Source organism: Xanthomonas sp. NCPPB 1132 (assembly GCF_056629235.1).
Genome location: NZ_CM152819.1, coordinates 2,661,482 through 2,679,145, shown reverse-complemented (window position 1 = coordinate 2,679,145; position 17,664 = coordinate 2,661,482). Strand labels below are relative to the sequence as shown.

Here is a 17,664-nt window from a genome sequence, read left to right as displayed (position 1 = left end):
CATCCGTCCTTGATCCTCAAACACTCCTGTCGTTAGATGCCCCACCGGACGAAAAGTCATCTGGCAACATCGCCTTTCCTGCGCGACAGGCCTAAAGATCCGCCACGCAACAAGCGCGAACAGAAGCCGCAGGCGCTTTTCCTTCAGGCGTCATCTTCTGCATACAGGCGGTTGGCGGACTCGGTCCATTGCGGCACAAAGCCCGGCGTTGTGTAGGCGAAGTTGATGGCGGTCCGTAACGCATCCACCCTCAACGGAGCCACACGATGCGCGGTGGTGTCGGTCTTGAGGAGATAAGCATCGGTGGCCTTGAGCGGCAAGCGGATGGGGTTGATGTCCAGGTCCGACAGCGCGCCATTCGGGCACATCTCCGCATACCCGCCGCCCTCTTCTCCGGGCGATTCCATGATGAGCACGAACGACAACGGATAGTCGTCGTAGTGCGCACCGAAGGTATCCGAAGAGCGTCGGAGCTGGTTGATCACGTATCTGTCGATATCGTCGTCGAGCGGCAAAACCCGCTCGCCGACCACATCTGAAAGGAAATCCAGCAACGTCGGAGAGTTGTACAACTCAGGGATTATCGTGGACATCCGCTCAATCGTGTGTCCGTTGACGACATTCATGCGCCGCGGGGAGTTCTCCATGCATTCCATGAGGAAGTCGCGCCGGCGCGAATGCTCCAGAAGACGATCGACTTCTGCCTTCAGCGTCGGAAAGAAGGCATCGCTGATGAAGCCGGGAAACGGGACGTGATGCAGATTCTGGTAGTGCAACCTGAGGTTGCCGGCGACGGCGTTCCCAGGTTGGTAGAGATCTTGTCGGAACATGAGGCTGCCTCAGCCGAGAGCGGAAAGGCGTCGGTCCGACCGGACCGACGATTGGATCAATCGAAATAGGACTCCAAACCGCCACGACGGCGCACATCCAGCGTGCAGCAATGGAATCCACCGCCGAAGCGGTTGAAATTGATCAGTGAGTAGGGAATCGGTTCGAAGCCCCATGCCTCGAACTGCCGCAGCAAGGGCTCCTCGCTGGCCTCCACGAAGATGCGCTTCTCGTCCAGCATGAAGGTGTTGGCCACAATCCAGTTGCTGCACATGGAGAATTCGCGAGTGATGTCGATGGTGGGCGGCGGCGGGACCAGCTTCTCCCAGGTATCAAACATTTTGGGCAATTGGTGGATGCGTTCGGGGTTGATGAGCACCTTGCCCGGTGCCAGCGGTGTAAAAGTGGCGTCGATGTGCATCGGGTGGGTGTCTACGACGTCAAGCGTATGGACCCGATACTCCGGTCCCAGGTGCCGCTGCAGCCAGGCAATCCCCATCTCATTGGTGACATTGCTCTTCTGCGCAAAGATGTCACGCCCACACCGGGCGAAGTCGGCCGCATCGAAGACCGGCTCGAATTCGGTGATGGCATACATCATCTCGTCCATGGACTCCGGGCTCTTGAAGTCCTGCACGTAGAGATCGTCCAGCAGTTCCGGCTTGGGCGCGGCGGTCCAGCGCGCCCCCTTGCGGAAATATCCCTTGAGCACCTCGCGAAATGCATTGGGTTCGAAGTAGCGGTTCCGCCATGCCATCGGCGCTTCGATGATGTCGTTTCCCACGACCAAGAACGTGTCGCGGGGCATCGCAGAGTACAGGCTCCCCTTGGCCTGCCAGTCCGGCGTGGCGAAAGGTCGGCTCTGGCGGATCGTCGCCGGCCGCTGCACGGTGACGCCGGCCTCGCCGAGAAGCTTCACAAAGCCCTCAAGCTCTTCGCGCGCCTTGTCCAGCATATCCTGCGGGAATCGCTCTCCGCCCTTGCGACGGAACATGTCCCAGGCAACTTCCGGCATCGTCGATTCCAAGGTGACGTGCCACTCCGGTACGACCGCGTCGTCGATGCGTCCGACCACCACTTCTTCCAGTGGGTCCCATTCGTTATAGGAGTTGACCACGCCGTAGTCCACGGTCGGCGCTGTACTGAAAAAATGATTCAGTTCATCCATTACACACGTCTCCATTTCAAGTCAGAAGTTCGGGTCGCCGTCTGGGCCTCCCCGGCCGTCATATCCCCTCCGCTCGCTGCGGACGATCACGTCTCCGACAGGTACGCCAAGGTCTTGCGCTCTCCTTTGAACGACTCGCGACCGTGCATCATCAGCACGTTGTCGATCATCAGCAGATCGTTGCGCTGCCAATCGAACAGCAGCTTGTTCTCATTCATCACCCTGCGGATCTCCGCCAGCACCGTTTCTTCAATGGGCGTCCCGTCGCCGTACTCGCACTCGTGCGGCAACCGCCCCTTTCCAAGCGCCTGCTCGAACATGGTGCGAATCGCCGGATTGAGTGCGGACGGATGCCATTGCTCCGCCTGGTTGAACCACACTTGTTCGCCCGTGCCAGGGTGAGTGGCAAAGGGCTCGCACAGCGTAGAGACACGCAGTGCGTCGCTCCCACTCCAGTGGCACACCGATCCCTGGTCGGCGGCGATCTGCTCCACTTGCTGGCGATCGTTGGACTGATATGTCGCCTGCCAGCTCTTTCCAAGCGGGATTTCGCTTTGGAAGTTGCGGATGTAACTGAGTTTGCGCGTCCCTAAGCGATCGCGGATGTCGTCGCGCAGCGATCGCAATACGTCGCCGCTGTTGGCAAGCGAGGTTTGTCCACCGGATGCCGCTGGAATCAGGCAGTAGAAGAACAGCCGGCTCGGCCAACGCGGCAGGTAGGACATCTCATTGTGCATCGAAATGATTTCGCTCGCTGGATAGTCCGTCGACGTATAGACGTCGACCGCGACCTGACTGCGTGGCGTGTTTCCGCCTATGTACTCGAACGGGCGTGCGCCGAGTGCCTCGGCGCCCTGACGGAAGCCTTCCGCGCCGTCCAGGGCGAATCCGCGGAACAGGATGCCGCCATGTTGCACAAGCCATTGCTGCAACTGTTCCTGGTGGCTGTGGATGTAGTCATGCAGTGCCGCGACGCTGGCATCGCCATCCGGCGTGATGACGATGGGATGGTGGGCGGCGGAGAACAACGGACGTACGTGCATTGCAGTTCCTTCTAATGATGCGCTTGCATCGAATGGTGCATTGGGGCAACGGCTAAGCGTGCAGCGGCTCGTGCACGTTGGACAGGGCGGCACGCACCTGGTCGACGACCTGTTGCCGATGCGTATCGATGAAGAAGTGCCCGCCGTCGAACCAGATCGTGCTCAGCGGATGGCTGGACTCCCGTCCCCAGCCGTCCACCTGGCCCTCTCCACGGATGTCGTCGTGCTCACCGGCAAACAACGTGATGGGAAGACCCAGTTGTGGTCCCCCACGATACCGGTACGTTTCCGCTATGGAGAAGTCGGCGCGCAACGCCGGCATCAGCAGATCCATCAACTCGCGGTTCTCCAGCACCATCCGTGGCGTGCCCTTGTAAACGCCGAGCACGTCGATGAACGCATCGTCGTCAAGGAGGTGGTAGTTGCGCGGCACGCTGCGGAACTGAGGGGCCTGGCAACCGGACACGATCAGCTGTCGCGGTAGCGACATCCCATGCAGGCGCAGGTAGCGGGTCAACTCGAAGGCGACCAAGGCACCCACACTGTGCCCGAAAAACGCAAAGGGCCGATCATTGTGTCGCGCGATCACCGGCACCAGGGATTGCAGCAATGCCTGCATCGTGGTGACTGGCGGTTCGGCCAGGCGCGCGCCGCGGCCTGGAAGCTGCACCGCGCAGACTTCCACGTCCGGCCCGAGGGCGCTTCCCCATCCGTGGAAGATGGAGGCGCTGCCACCTGCATAGGAGAAGCAATACAGTCGAAGGCGCGCGGTCGGAGCAGGCTGTCCGACAAGCCAACCGGCCTGGCTGGATTGACTCATGCAGGGCTCCTTGCGTCTCGCCAATCGCACAATGCTTCGGCCAGTTGGCCCACCTGGGGTTCGGCAAGCAACGTGTAATGGTCCCCCTCCATCCACACCACGTCGTTCGGATGTGTGTCGAGCGCTGCTTCGTCCTCCCCTCCCCCGACCCGGAACTGCTGGGTGGGCTTCATCAACGCGGTCTGGCTGAAATCCCGCAGAAGTTGAAGATGATGTGAGCCCACCGCGATCTGCGTCTGCAGATGTTCGAATGTGGGGCGGTCCATCGCTGGCTGTAACGCGGCTTCCAGCAAAGGGGATGCCTCTGCGTACGTTAAAGTAGGAAGCCTTGCCAACAGCAGATCCGCTGCATCGCCTGTATCGCGCAGCGTATAGCGGCTACCGCGAAGCTCGGCCATTGCCGCATAGCGGTACGCAGTGCTGGTATCGGCGGGGATTGCTGTCGTATGGGTATCGATCCAGCCGAGATACTCCACTACGGCACCCTGCGCCTGCAGGGCCGTGGCGACGGCTGCCGCGAACATTCCCCCGGTCGACCAGCCCAGCAGGTGATAAGGGCCCCGCGGGCGTACGTGCTGGATTGCCTGGGCATACTGAAGCGCCAACGCATCCAGGCTGGGCGATTCGCCGAGATCCACGACTTCGGCCGAACGCACCCCAAATACCTGCCAATGCGTCGATAGGCGTTGTGCCAATGGTAAATAGCGCGCCACCTGCCCACCGATCGGATGGATGCAGAACAGGGCCGGTGCTCCGGTATCGCCGGCCAGCATCGTCACCAGCGTCTGTGTTGCCGGGGCGGCGGGATCATACTGGCCGCGGCGGCTCCCATGCAGTGTTTCGGCCATCGCCGAGAGTGTGGGCGATGCGAAGACGGTGGCGAGTGAGAGTGTCGCTCCCAGCCTCTCTCGGGCGAGATAAGCCAGTCGAATGGCCGACAGCGAGTGACCGCCAAGTTCGAAGAAGTGATCGTCGCAGCCGACGCGATCCGTTCCCAATAGCTCGCTCCACAAACGTGCCAGCGCCTGCTCGTCCGGTGTGCGTGGCGCCACATAGGGACGTTGCGCCAGCGCGGCTTGATCCGGAGCCGGCAACGCGGTGCGGTCCAGCTTTCCGTTCGGACTCAGTGGCAATTCGGCGAGTTGCACGAAGGCGCTGGGAAGCATGAACTCCGCCAGGGTCAGCGCGAGCCGCTGGCGAAGGAAGCCGGCATCCAGATCGACACCCTTTTCCGGCACCACGTAGGCTACCAGGCGCAGGCCGGTCGCATGGTCGCGCGCCACAACGGCGCAGGCACGTATCCCCGGGATCTCACCTAGGCGCGCTTCGATTTCGCCCAGTTCGATCCGGAACCCGCGCAGCTTGATCTGGAAATCGTTGCGCCCTAGGTACTCGATCTCTCCGTTATCGCACCACCTGACCTTGTCTCCGGTGCGGTACATCCGCCCAGCTCCAGTCTGCATGAAGGGATCTTCGACGAAGCGCTCGGCCGTCAGCGCCTCGCGTTTCCAGTAGCCGAGACCGACTGCCACCCCTCCAACATGGAGTTCCCCGGGTACGCCAATCGGCGAAAGACGCCCCTGCTCGTCGAGGACGTACAGTCGGCAATGCCCCAGGGGACGTCCTATCGGGACATGGGTTTCGGCGTCAGGTAGACAACGGTGGAAGGTGGACGTCACCGCCGTCTCGGTGGGGCCATAGAGGTTGAAAAGCCGGTGCGTCGAGGCCCAGGCCCGAGCCAATGCGGGAGGCAGCACTTCTCCTCCCAGCATCAGTGTGATCGAGGATGGTATGGCTGCGCCGGCACCACAGGCCTGCAACGCTGAAGCGGGCATCGCGACATGGCTGATCTCGAATCGCCGCAGCGTGTCCACTAGCGCGTCGCCAGGGCGCAAGCTTTCGCGATCTGCCAGGCACAACGCCGCGCCGGAGCACAGCGACACAAATATCTCGAAGACGCTGCCATCGAAACTGGGCGAGGCGAACTGCAGGATGCGGCTGCTGTCGTCGATGCCGACCGCCTGCAACGAAGCACGTATCATTGCGCTGACACCAGCATGGCGATTGATGGCCGCCTTGGGGCGGCCCGTCGAGCCGGAGGTGTAGATCATGTAGGCCGCGTCGTTCGGCTGTGCTGCGGCCTCCTGCGCATGCAGGCAGTGCTCGCTTTCGCGCCGGGCCGACGGACCCATCATGTCCTCGAGCACAATCACGGTACCGGCGAACCCCAATCGGCGCACTTGCGTTTCCGCCGCTCGGGTGGCGAGCACCAACGATGGCGCGCTGTCTTCAAGCATGAACGTCAGGCGCTCAGCCGGATAGTCCGGATCCATCGGCACGTAAACCGCACCTGCCTTGAGCACTCCCAGTAGCGCCTGGATCATCGTTTCCCCGCGTTCCGCGAAGACGGCGATTCGATCGTGGCGAACGACGCCCTGCTCACGCAGAGCGCGGGCCAGGTGGTTGGCGATACGGTCTAGATCGTCATATCGGCAGTGGCCAAAAGCACCGTACAGCGCCACCGCATCCGGGCGCCGGGCGACTTGTGCCTCGAACAGTTGGACCAATGTTTCGGGCCGCCCGCAGGCCATATCGTCTGGCGACCTGGCGAACGCCTCGAGCAACTGCATGCGCTCGCCGACAGGCATCACGTCGACCGACAAAGCCTCGACTGCAGCTTCGCCGGCAAGGGCAGTGACCAGCCCCTCCGTTGCCTGAAGCAGATAGGCAACCACGCGCTTTGCATCAATGCTTCCGCATGTCTGCGCCGTCAGCGTGAAACCTGTTCCCAGATCGTCCACACACGCGCCGATGGGATAGTTGGTCCGCTCTTCCGTTCCAAGTGCATGAATCCCATCCCATACCTCTATGCTCTCTTCCCCGTCTTCCACCAGATGGCTGTGACGGTAGTTGAACAGCGTGGTGAACAACGGCAATGGAGCCCTCACCCCGCTGCAGCGCTGAGCGAGCGTCAACGATGCCTGCTCATACTGGAGCAGTTCGCCCAATGCCTGCTGCGCATGCTGCACAGCGTCGGTGACGGTGCAACCGGTCAGATCCAAGCGCAGCGGCAAGGTGTTGATGAACATTCCGACGACTTCATCGGCCGCCTCCGATCCTTGCAGGCGACCGGACAGCACTGTGCCGAACACAACATCGGCGCGATCGATCAGCCGGGCCAATACCATCGCCCAGGCCACGTGGAACAGCACGGCGGGCGTCACTCTGGAAGCGCGAGCCTGCTCGCGAACGGAGGTGGTCAACGACGACGGCAGGTCGACTCGCGCACGGCGAACGTAACCAGCTTTGCCGTGGATATCCAGCACGCCAAACGGCGCGGTGGGTTCAGTCACGGAACCGAGCTGTTTGCGGAAGTGGGCTTCATGCCCTGCGTCGTCCGAATCGACTGCCCGTGCGATGAAGGTGCGGTACGGCTGCGGAGGCGGCAAGGTGTGCGCATGCCCCTGCAAAATCGTCCGGATTTCGCGGTACAGCAGTTGCATGGAGTAGTTGTCGTCAACCAGATGATGGTTGAGCAGCGCCATCCGCCATTGGCCACTCGCAGTGTCTTCCACCACCTGGATACGGAGTAATGGGGCCTTCTCCAGGTCCAGCTTGATCCGGGCCGGGTCGCTGACCTTGAGCAACGCCTGCATGGGGGAACTTCCCTCCACCGGGCTCAGCACTTCCATCGGCAATGGCGCTCGGCGATGCACCACCTGCACCGGCCGCTCCAGTCCCTGCCAGCGCGGTGCGCTGCGCAGAATGTCATGCCGTTCAATCACCTGCTGCAGCGCTGCTACGAAGGCATCCAGCTTCTCCCGTCGGTCAAACGTGAACAACGACCGCACGAGGTAGGGATCACCCGGACGTTCACTGTCGATCAGGTGGTGGAAGAGGATGCCCTCCTGAAGCGGACCGAGGGGATAGATGTCCTGCACATTGGCGGCGCCCCCCGGTATGGATGCGACGATGGCGTCGATCTGAACCTGCGAGAGGCTCACCAGCGGCAGCAGGTCTGGCGTGATCCGTTCTGTGGCCGGGGTAATGGGATTGGCGGCGACGCTTCGCTGCACGGCCGCCGCCGTGCTCTGCAGCAGCGTCGCCAATTGCATGAGGACCGGGGTCATGAAGACCGCACGCACGTCGATGCTCCATCCGCGCTGGCGCAAGCGTTCGATCAGGCTCACCACCAACAGCGAGTGGCCGCCCAGTTCGAAGAAGTGATCGTGGCGACTGACCTGCTCCAGCGTCAGCAGCTCCTGCCAGACCTGGGCCAGCGCCTGCTCCCGCTCGCCCTGCGCCGCCTCGAACGGACGCTGCAGGACCGCGCTCTGATCCGGCACCGGCAGCGCCTGCCGGTCCAGCTTGCCGTTGGTTGTCAGCGGCAGCGCCTCCAGCGCCACGAATGCGCTGGGCAGCATGTATTCGGCCAGGTCGCGGGCCAGCGCCTGACGCAGCGCATGCACCTCGCACGCCTGCCCCGATTCCATCACCACGTAGGCCACCAGCCGCTTGTCGCCCGGACTGTCCTCGCGCGCGATCACCACCGCCTCGCGCACGCCGGCACAGGCGCTCAGGCGCGCCTCGATCTCGCCCAGTTCGATCCGGTAGCCGCGGATCTTCACCTGGAAGTCGTTGCGTCCCAGGTATTCGATCGTCCCGTCGGCGCGCCAGCGGCCCAGGTCGCCGGTGCGGTACATCCGCGCCTGCGGATCGGTGCTGAACCGATCCGGCACGAACCGCTCGGCGCTCAGTGCCGGCCGGTTGAGATAGCCGCGCGCCACGCCCGCGCCGGAGACGTATAGCTCCCCGCTCACTCCCACCGGCACCGGCTCCCCGCCCGCATCCAGGACATACAGCCGCAGATCCGGGATCGCCTGGCCGATCGGGCTGCCGTGCGAGGTCAGGATGTCGGCCTCGGTGATCGGCCGATGGGTCGCATGCACGGTGATCTCGGTGATGCCGTACATGTTGACCAACTGCGTGGACGAGGTCGGGGTGTGCCGCACCCAGTCCGCCAGCATCGCCGGCTCCAGGGCCTCGCCCCCGAATACGATCAGGCGCAGCGCATGCGCGCCCGCGCCCGCCGCCGCACTCAACGCACGGAACGCACTGGGCGTCTGGTTCAGCACCGTGACCTGCTCGGTCACCAGCAACGTGTAGAACTCCGCTGGCGCGCGCGCGCACAGCGATGGCACCACCACCAGCCGCCCGCCGTAGTTCAACGCTCCCCACAGCTCCCACACCGAGAAGTCGAACGCATAGGAATGGAACAGCGTCCAGACATCCTGCGGGCCGAAGTTGAACCAGTGCTCGGTGGCCGCGAACAACCGGCTCACCTGTGCATGTTCGACCATCACGCCCTTCGGCTGACCGGTCGAGCCGGAGGTGTAGATCACATACGCCAGGTGGTGCGGCTGCAGCCCCAACTGCGCCGGGTCTGGCGCGTGCACCGGCTGCGCCTGCCACTGTGCCGCCTGGTCCAGCGCCAGGATCGGGACGCTCGTTGCCGGCAGCGTGGCGGCCAGTGCGATCTGGGTCAGCACTGCCACCGGTGCGCTGTCGGCCAGCATGTAGGCCAGCCGGTCGCCGGGATAGGCCGGGTCCAGGGGGACGTAGCCGGCACCGGCCTTGAGAATGCCGATCAGGCCCACCACCAGTTCCAGGCCGCGCTCCACGCACAGCGCCACCCGCTCATCCGGGCGCACGCCCAGTGCGATCAACCGGTGCGCCACCTGGTTGGCGCGCCGTTCCAGTTCGCCATAGCTCAACGTCTGCCCTTCCCACCGCACCGCCGTGGCGTGCGGCGTGCGGGCCGCGTGGGCTTCGAATCCGGCATGCACCAGCCCGGGCGAGAACGTCTGCGCTCTTCCTGCATGGGCCTGCGCATGGAAGCCGCCCAGCACCTGCGCGCGTTCGTCCGCCTCCAGCAGCGGCAGCGCCATGAGCGGGCCATGCGCATCGGCCACCATCGCCGCCAGCAAGGTCTGCCACTGCGCCAGCATCCGCTCCACCGTGGCACGATCGAACAGGTCGCTGGCATAGACCAGACTGCCGCTCAGCGTCTGTCCCTGATCCACCAGCGACAGCGACAGATCGAACTGCGCCGTCTGTGCGGGGCTGGGCATCTGCTCAAGGGTCAGGCCCGGCAACTGCAGGCCGCCGCGGTCAGGCGTGTTGTTCAGGCTCAGCATCACCTGGAACAGGGGGCTGTGGCGCAGGCTGCGCACCGGCTGCACTGCCTCGACGACCTGTTCGAAGGGCAGGTCCTGGTGGTCGTAGGCCGCCAGCGTGGTCGCCTTCACCTGCGCCAGCAGGTCGGCCACGGTCGGGGCCGCCTCCAGGTTCACCCGCAGGGCCAGCGTATTGACGAAGAAGCCGATCAGCGGCTCCAGTTCGCGCCGGGTGCGGTTGGCCACCGGGCTGCCGATCACCACCTGCGACTGCCCGCTCAGGCGCGACAGCAGTGCCGACCAGCCGGCCAGCAAGGTCATGAACAGGGTCGTGCCATGCCGCTGCGACAGGGCGCGCAGCCCGGCGCTCAGCGCAGCCGGCAGATGCACCGCGAGCCGCTCGCCCGCATAGCGCTGCACCTGCGGACGGGGACGGTCGACCGGCAGTTCCAGCAACGCCGGCGCACCGGCCAGTTGCGCACGCCAATACTGCAGGTGCCCCTGCAACGTATCCCCCTGCAACCAGCCGCGCTGCCAGGCGGCGTAGTCGGCATACTGGATCGACAGCGCCGGCAGCGGGTCGGCCTGGCCCTGGCAGAAGGCGGCGTACAACGCGCTGACCTCCTGCACCAGTACGCCGATCGACCAGCCGTCGGACACGATGTGGTGCTGGGTCACCAGCAGCACATGCGTGTCCTGGTCCAGGCGCAGCAGGCGCCCGCGTACCAACGGCCCCTGCACCAGGTCGAACCGTGTGCCGGCCTCCTCCTGGCTGTGCCCGGCCACGGCCTGCGCCTGGGCATCGGGCAGCAACGCGGACAGGTCGTGCCACTGCAGCCGGAAGCCGATGTCGGCCGCATCGACGAGCTGGACCGGACCATCGGCTTGGCTGACGAAGCGTGTGCGCAGGTTCTCGTGGCGGGCGACGATGCGGTCCAGGCTGGCCTGCAGCGCGGCCCGGTCCAGTGCACCGTGCAACTGCAGCGCCACCGGCATGTGGTACGCGGCGCCGGCGGCCGGGTCCAACTGGTCCAGGAACCACAACCGCTGCTGCGCCCACGACAGCGGCAACGGCCGGCTGCGATCGGCCAGGGCGATGGAGGTCCGGGAGGGAGCGAGAGAGGCCGTGCTGTCGAGGCTGGCGGCCAGCGCCGACAGGGTCGGCCGTGCGAACAGTTCGCGGAGCGGGACCTCCAGTTGCAGCGATGCGTGCAACCGTGAGGCGACCTGCACGGCCAGCAGCGAGTGGCCGCCCAGCTCGAAGAAGTGGTCGTGGCGCCCCACCCGTTCCACGCCCAGCAGGTCCTGCCAGATCGCCGCGATCGCCTCCTCGATCTCCCCGTGCGGCGCTTCGTACGCACGCACCGGAACCGCCGCCGTCTCCGGCGACGGCAGCGCCTGACGGTCCAGCTTGCCATTGGCCGTCAGCGGCAACGCCTCCAGCGCCACGAACGCGCTCGGCACCATGTACTCGGCCAGCCGCTGCAGCAAGACCTGCCGCAGCGCCGACACATCGCAGGCCACCCCCGGCGCCATCACCACGTACGCCACCAGCCGCGTGTCGCCCTCGCCGTAGGCACGCGCCACCACCACCGCCTCGCGCACGTCCGCACACGCCAGCAACTGCGCCTCGATCTCCCCCAGCTCGATCCGGAAGCCGCGGATCTTCACCTGGAAGTCGTTGCGCCCCAGGTACTCGATCGTCCCGTCGGCCCGCCACCGGCCCAGATCCCCGGTGCGGTACATCCGCGCCTGCGGATCGGCACTGAACCGGTCCGGCACGAACCGCTCCGCGCTCAACTGCGCACGGTTCCAGTAGCCACGTGCCACCTGCACCCCGCCGATGCACAGCTCACCGGCCACCCCCACCGGCACCGGCTCGCCCTGCCCATCGAGGATGTACACCGGCACGTTCCGGATCGGACGCCCGATCGTCGGCGTCGCACCGGCCTGCTGCACGCCGATCAGCGTCGCATCCACCGTGCACTCGGTCGGACCGTACATGTTGAAGAACGCGATCCGCTCGGACCCGCGCAAGCGCGCCCACAACGCCGGCCCGATCGCCTCGCCCCCCAGCAGCACGCTGCGCGGACGATGGCCCGTCCCCTCCAGCAGGCCCGCCGCCAGCAGGCCTTCCAACTGCGAGGGCGTGCTGTCCAGCGCATCGATCCGCTCCTGCTCCAGGAACGCCAGCAGCGCCGGGCCGCTGGCCCGGATCTGCTGCGGTACCGGCATCACGCAATGCCCGGACAACCACTGCAGCCATCCCTTGAGCGACATGTCGAAGGCGTACGCGGCGTTCACCGCCACACGCGCATTGGCCGGCAGGTCCCGATGCGTGCTCTGGCGCATCGCACGCCAGAAGTTCACCGGCGAGCGATGCTCGATCATCACCCCCTTCGGCTGCCCGGTCGACCCGGACGTGTAGATCATGTACGCCAGATGCTGCGGCTCCAGCGCCACCGCCGGCGCCTGCGTCGGCTCGGCGGCCAGCGTCGCATCGTCCAGGTCCACCACCGGCACCGCCACCGACAGCTTCAGCGACGCCAGCACATCGCCCTGGCTGACCACCGCACGCGGGGCACTGTCCTGCAGCATGTACGCCAACCGCTCCTGCGGATACCCCGGGTCCAGCGGCACATAGCCTGCGCCGGCCTTCCAGATCCCCAGCAGGCCCACGCCCATCTGCACCCCACGCTCCACGCAGATCGCCACCCGATCGTCCGGGCGCACGCCCAGCGCCACCAACCGTTGCGCCAGCTGGCTGGACTGACGATCCAGCGTGGCAAAGTCCAGCGTCAGGCCGCCGAAGGCGATCGCCGGCGCCTGCGGCGTACGCGCCACCTGCGCGGCGAACAACCCCACCACGTGCTCGTCCGGCGTGCACTCCTCGATGCGGTTGAAGCCATGCACGACCAGCTGCCGCTCGGCCGCCGGCAGGATCGCCAGCTGACGCAGCGGCTGCTGCGCCCCCGTCTCCAGCGCGTCCAGCAATGCGCACAGCGCCTGTTCCATGTACCCCACCAGGCGCTGCGGGTCGATCCCGTCCACCGCCAACGCAGTCAGCCCGAACGCCTCCCCCAGGTCCTCCACCGACATCGTCAGCGGATAGTTGTTGCGGGTGTCGCCTCCGATCAGGCGCATGCCCTCCCATGCCTGTGCCGCCTGCGCGCTCTCCTCGGGCGTGGCGGCATGGCTGTGCCGGTAGTTCAGCAGCGAGGTGAACAGCGGCAGCGGAGCGGCCACGCCACTGCAGCGCTGTGCCAGTGCCAGCGACGCCTGCTCGTGTTCCAGCAGCGCGCTCAGTTGCTCGTGCACCGCCGCGACGGAGCCGCGTGCATCGGCTCCCTGCCCGATCCGCACCGGCAAGGTGTTCAGGAACATGCCCACCACCTGGTCGGCGCCCTCCGACCCCTGCAGCCGTCCGGAAAGCACCGTCCCGAACACCACGTCGCCATCGCGCCCGCTGCACTGCCCTACCACCCGTGCCCAGGCCACGTGGAACAGCACCGCCGGGCTCACGCCCAACTGCCGCGACTGCCTGCGGATCGCCTGCGCCATCGCCAGCGGCAGCCCACTGCGTGCCTCGTTCACCGCCGCCCCGTCGTGGCGGACGTCCATCACCCCGAACGGTGCGCTCGGTTCCTCGATGTCGCCCAGTTGCTGGCGGAAATACGCCTCGTGGGCAGCAACGTCCTCGTGCTGCATCTGCGCGATGAAGTGACGATACGGCCGTGCCGGCGGCAGCGTGCCGCCGCCCAGCAGCGTCTGGATTTCCGACAGCAGCAGATCCATCGCCACGTGGTCGCAGACCAGGTGGTGCCGCAGCAGCGCCAGCAACCATTCCCCGCGCACCGGGTCTTCCACCACAAACGCGCGCATCACCGGCGCCTGGCTCACCGGCACCCGATGCCGGCGCGGATCGGTCGCCTGCTGCAACTGCGCCAGCGCATCCTGGCCGGCGTCCACTGCCAGTTCCTGCACCGGCAAGCGCGCCTGCCGGTGCACGACCTGCACCGGTTGCGGCAGCCCCTGCCACTGCATCGCGCTGCGCAGGATGTCATGCCGGTCGATCATCTGCTGCATCGCCCACAGGAACGCATCCAGTCGTGCCCGGTCGGCGAAGGCCACTACCGAACGCATCAGATAGGCGTCGCCTTCGCGCTCCTGCTCCAGCAGGTGGTGGAACAAAATGCCTTCCTGCAGCGGCGCCAGCGGATAGATGTCCTGGATGTTGGGCACCCCGCCCGGCACCTGCGCCACGATCTGGTCGATCTGTGCCTGCTCCAGCCGCACCAGCGGCAGCAACTCCGGCGTAAGGCGGGTGGTCTGGGGGGTGATCGGATTGGCAGCCAGCGTCGGACCGCCCTGGTGCTCGGCGCCCATGCGCTCAGCCAGCGCGCTCAGGATCGGGGCCGTGAACACGCTGCGCACATCGGTGACATGGCCGCGCTGGCGCAACCGTTCGATCAGTCCGATCACCATCAACGAGTGGCCGCCCAGCTCGAAGAAGTGGTCGTGGCGCCCCACCCGCTCCACGCCCAGCAGGTCCTGCCAGATCGCCGCGATCGCCTCCTCGATCTCCCCGTGCGGCGCTTCGTACGCACGCACCGGAATCGCCGCCGTCTCCGGCGACGGCAGCGCCTGACGGTCCAGCTTGCCATTGGCCGTCAGCGGCAACGCCTCCAGCGCCACGAACGCGCTCGGCACCATGTACTCGGCCAGCCGCTGCAGCAAGACCTGCCGCAGCGCCGACACATCGCAGGCCACCCCCGGCGCCATCACCACGTACGCCACCAGCCGTGTGTCGCCCTCGCCGTAGGCACGCGCCACCACCACCGCCTCGCGCACGTCCGCACACGCCAGCAACTGCGCCTCGATCTCCCCCAGCTCGATCCGGAAGCCGCGGATCTTCACCTGGAAGTCGTTGCGCCCCAGGTACTCGATCGTCCCGTCGGCCCGCCACCGGCCCAGATCCCCGGTGCGGTACATCCGCGCCTGCGGATCGGCACTGAACCGGTCCGGCACGAACCGCTCCGCGCTCAACTGCGCACGGTTCCAGTAGCCACGTGCCACCTGCACCCCGCCGATGCACAGCTCACCGGCCACCCCCACCGGCACCGGCTCGCCCTGCCCATCGAGGATGTACACCGGCACGTTCCGGATCGGACGCCCGATCGTCGGCGTCGCACCGGCCTGCTGCACGCCGATCAGCGTCGCATCCACCGTGCACTCGGTCGGACCGTACATGTTGAAGAACGCGACCCGCTCGGACCCGCGCAAGCGCGCCCACAACGCCGGCCCGATCGCCTCGCCCCCCAGCAGCACGCTGCGCGGACGATGGCCCGTCCCCTCCAGCAGGCCCGCCGCCAGCAGGCCTTCCAACTGCGAGGGCGTGCTGTCCAGCGCATCGATCCGCTCCTGCTCCAGGAACGCCAGCAGCGCCGGGCCGCTGGCCCGGATCTGCTGCGGTACCGGCATCACGCAATGCCCGGACAACCACTGCAGCCATCCCTTGAGCGACATGTCGAAGGCGTACGCGGCGTTCACCGCCACACGCGCATTGGCCGGCAGGTCCCGATGCGTGCTCTGGCGCATCGCACGCCAGAAGTTCACCGGCGAGCGATGCTCGATCATCACCCCCTTCGGCTGCCCGGTCGACCCGGACGTGTAGATCATGTACGCCAGATGCTGCGGCTCCAGCGCCACCGCCGGCGCCTGCGTCGGCTCGGCGGCCAGCGTCGCATCGTCCAGGTCCACCACCGGCACCGCCACCGACAGCTCCAGCGACGCCAGCACATCGCCCTGGCTGACCACCGCACGCGGGGCACTGTCCTGCAGCATGTACGCCAACCGCTCCTGCGGATACCCCGGATCCAGCGGCACATAGCCTGCGCCGGCCTTCCAGATCCCCAGCAGGCCCACGCCCATCTGCACCCCACGCTCCACGCAGATCGCCACCCGATCGTCCGGGCGCACACCCAGCGCCACCAACCGTTGCGCCAGCTGGCTGGACTGACGATCCAGCGTGGCAAAGTCCAGCGTCTGGCCGCCGAAGGCGATCGCCGGCGCCTGCGGCGTGCGCGCCACCTGCGCGGCGAACAACCCCACCACGTGCTCGTCCGGCGTGCACTCCTCGATGCGGTTGAAGCCATGCACGACCAGCTGCCGCTCGGCCGCTGTCAACAAAGGCAGCGCACTCAGGGCTGCGTTCTCATGAAGACACATGCCGGCCAGCAGGGTGAACCACTGCGTCACCATGCGCTCGGCCGTGGCGCGATCGAACAGATCGCTGGCGTACTCGAGCTCGCCCTCCAGCGACACACCGCCATCGCTCAACAACATGCGCAGGTCAAAGTGCGCCGTCGGATGCGCAGGCTCCACTTGGATGACATCCAGGCCAGGCAGCGACAGGGTGCTGTTGCGAGGCGTATTGTCCAGCGTCAACATCACCTGGAACACTGGGCTATAGCTGAGGCTCCGCTCAGGCTGCAACGCCTCGACTACTTGGTCGAAAGGAAGATCCTGGTGGGCATAGGCGGCCAGCGCTGTGCGCTTGATTCGTTCCAGCAGCTGCAGGCAGGTCGGGTCATCGTCCAGTTGGACGCGTAGCGCGACGGTGTTGACAAAACAGCCCACCAGCCCTTGCGTTTCCACAGCATCCCGGTTCGCCACAGGGCTGCCTATCACCACGTCGGTCTGCCCACTCAAGCGGGCCATCAACGTGGACCAGCCTGCCAGCAGTACCATATAGGTCGTCGTGCCGCTCCTTTGTGCCAACTCCTTCAACGACTGGGTCAATGCCTCAGCAAACATCACCGGAACACGATCTCCGGCATAGCTCTGCACTGCGGGCCGGGGGCGGTCGGTCGGCAGCAGGAGCAACGGCGGGGCACCGCGGAGGTGTCCGCGCCAGAAGGACAGCCGATCTTCCAGTTCCTGTCCCTGCAACTGCTGCCGCTGCCATACCGCATAGTCTGCGTACTGGATCGGCAAAGGCGGCAACGGATCAGGCCGTCCCAAGCGGAAGCATGGATACAACGTAGTGAATTCGTTGATCAACACACCGATAGACCAGCCGTCGGAGACGATATGGTGCTGAGTCACCAGAAACAGATGCTCGCGCTCACGTAGCTTGAGGAGACAGGCCCGGATCAACGGCCCGTGCTCCAGATCGAACGGAGTACGCACCTGCTCCGATACGATCAACGCAACTTGGGCATCGTCCAGGCGTCCCGCAGGATCGCTGAGATCCTGGTAGTCCATCGGCAGTCCGTTGACGTCGTTCCGGATCACCAGCCGTGCCGCATCCCCCGATTTAACAAACACCGTCCGCAGGTTCTCGTGGCGCATGACGATGCGATCCAGGGTGGCCTGCAATGCCGACACGTCCAGGTCGCCGTCCAAGCGCAACGCCACCGGCATGTGATAAGCCACGCTTGCGGCTTGATCGAACCTTTCAAGGAACCATAGCCGCTGTTGCGCCCAAGACAGCGGCAGCGTACCGCTCCTGTCCGCGCGAGGAATGGATGGACTCAATGCAGGCTTGGCGGTGCTTGTCTTTGCCAAGCGGCGACGCATCAATTCCAGCTTAAGCAGTTCGATTTCCGACGATGATGAATGCGTCAT

The 17,664-nt window shown here is 65.7% G+C and carries 5 protein-coding genes; all 5 read right to left on the bottom strand.

Features of this window, described 5'->3' with window-relative positions:
• Positions 1 to 143: 143 nt before the first annotated feature.
• The 5 genes from AC1G9L_RS11305 to AC1G9L_RS11285 all read right to left on the bottom strand — a co-directional run bounded on the left by AC1G9L_RS11305 (position 144) and on the right by AC1G9L_RS11285 (position 17,664).
• On the bottom strand, positions 144 to 830 hold the full coding sequence (locus tag AC1G9L_RS11305; protein ID WP_019799433.1) for a HalD/BesD family halogenase: 687 nt from the start codon (positions 828 to 830) through the stop codon (positions 144 to 146).
• Positions 831 to 886: 56 nt separating this feature from the next.
• Complete coding sequence (locus AC1G9L_RS11300; RefSeq protein ID WP_481069088.1) at positions 887 to 1,996, bottom strand: hypothetical protein; 1,110 nt, start codon at positions 1,994 to 1,996, stop codon at positions 887 to 889.
• 86 nt (positions 1,997 to 2,082) lie between these two features.
• Entirely contained in the window at positions 2,083 to 3,039 is a 957-nt protein-coding gene (locus tag AC1G9L_RS11295; RefSeq protein WP_019799435.1) for a TauD/TfdA family dioxygenase, read from the bottom strand.
• A gap of 52 nt (positions 3,040 to 3,091) precedes the next feature.
• Positions 3,092 to 3,859 (bottom strand): thioesterase II family protein, encoded by a 768-nt coding sequence (locus AC1G9L_RS11290; RefSeq protein ID WP_481069086.1) that lies wholly within the window; start codon positions 3,857 to 3,859, stop codon positions 3,092 to 3,094.
• Positions 3,856 to 17,664: an amino acid adenylation domain-containing protein gene (locus tag AC1G9L_RS11285; protein ID WP_481069084.1), complete on the bottom strand. Its 13,809-nt coding sequence runs from the start codon at positions 17,662 to 17,664 to the stop codon at positions 3,856 to 3,858. Before AC1G9L_RS11285 ends, AC1G9L_RS11290 begins: the two co-directional genes overlap by 4 nt.

Bases quoted from the DNA above. Each gene is read 5' to 3' on its own strand.
- AC1G9L_RS11305 (WP_019799433.1), bottom strand. From the start codon at position 830: ATGTTCCGACAAGATCTCTACCAACCTGGGAACGCCGTCGCCGGCAAC.
- AC1G9L_RS11300 (WP_481069088.1), bottom strand. From the start codon at position 1,996: ATGGATGAACTGAATCATTTTTTCAGTACAGCGCCGACCGTGGACTAC.
- AC1G9L_RS11295 (WP_019799435.1), bottom strand. From the start codon at position 3,039: ATGCACGTACGTCCGTTGTTCTCCGCCGCCCACCATCCCATCGTCATC.
- AC1G9L_RS11290 (WP_481069086.1), bottom strand. From the start codon at position 3,859: ATGAGTCAATCCAGCCAGGCCGGTTGGCTTGTCGGACAGCCTGCTCCG.
- AC1G9L_RS11285 (WP_481069084.1), bottom strand. From the start codon at position 17,664: ATGACGCATTCATCATCGTCGGAAATCGAACTGCTTAAGCTGGAATTG.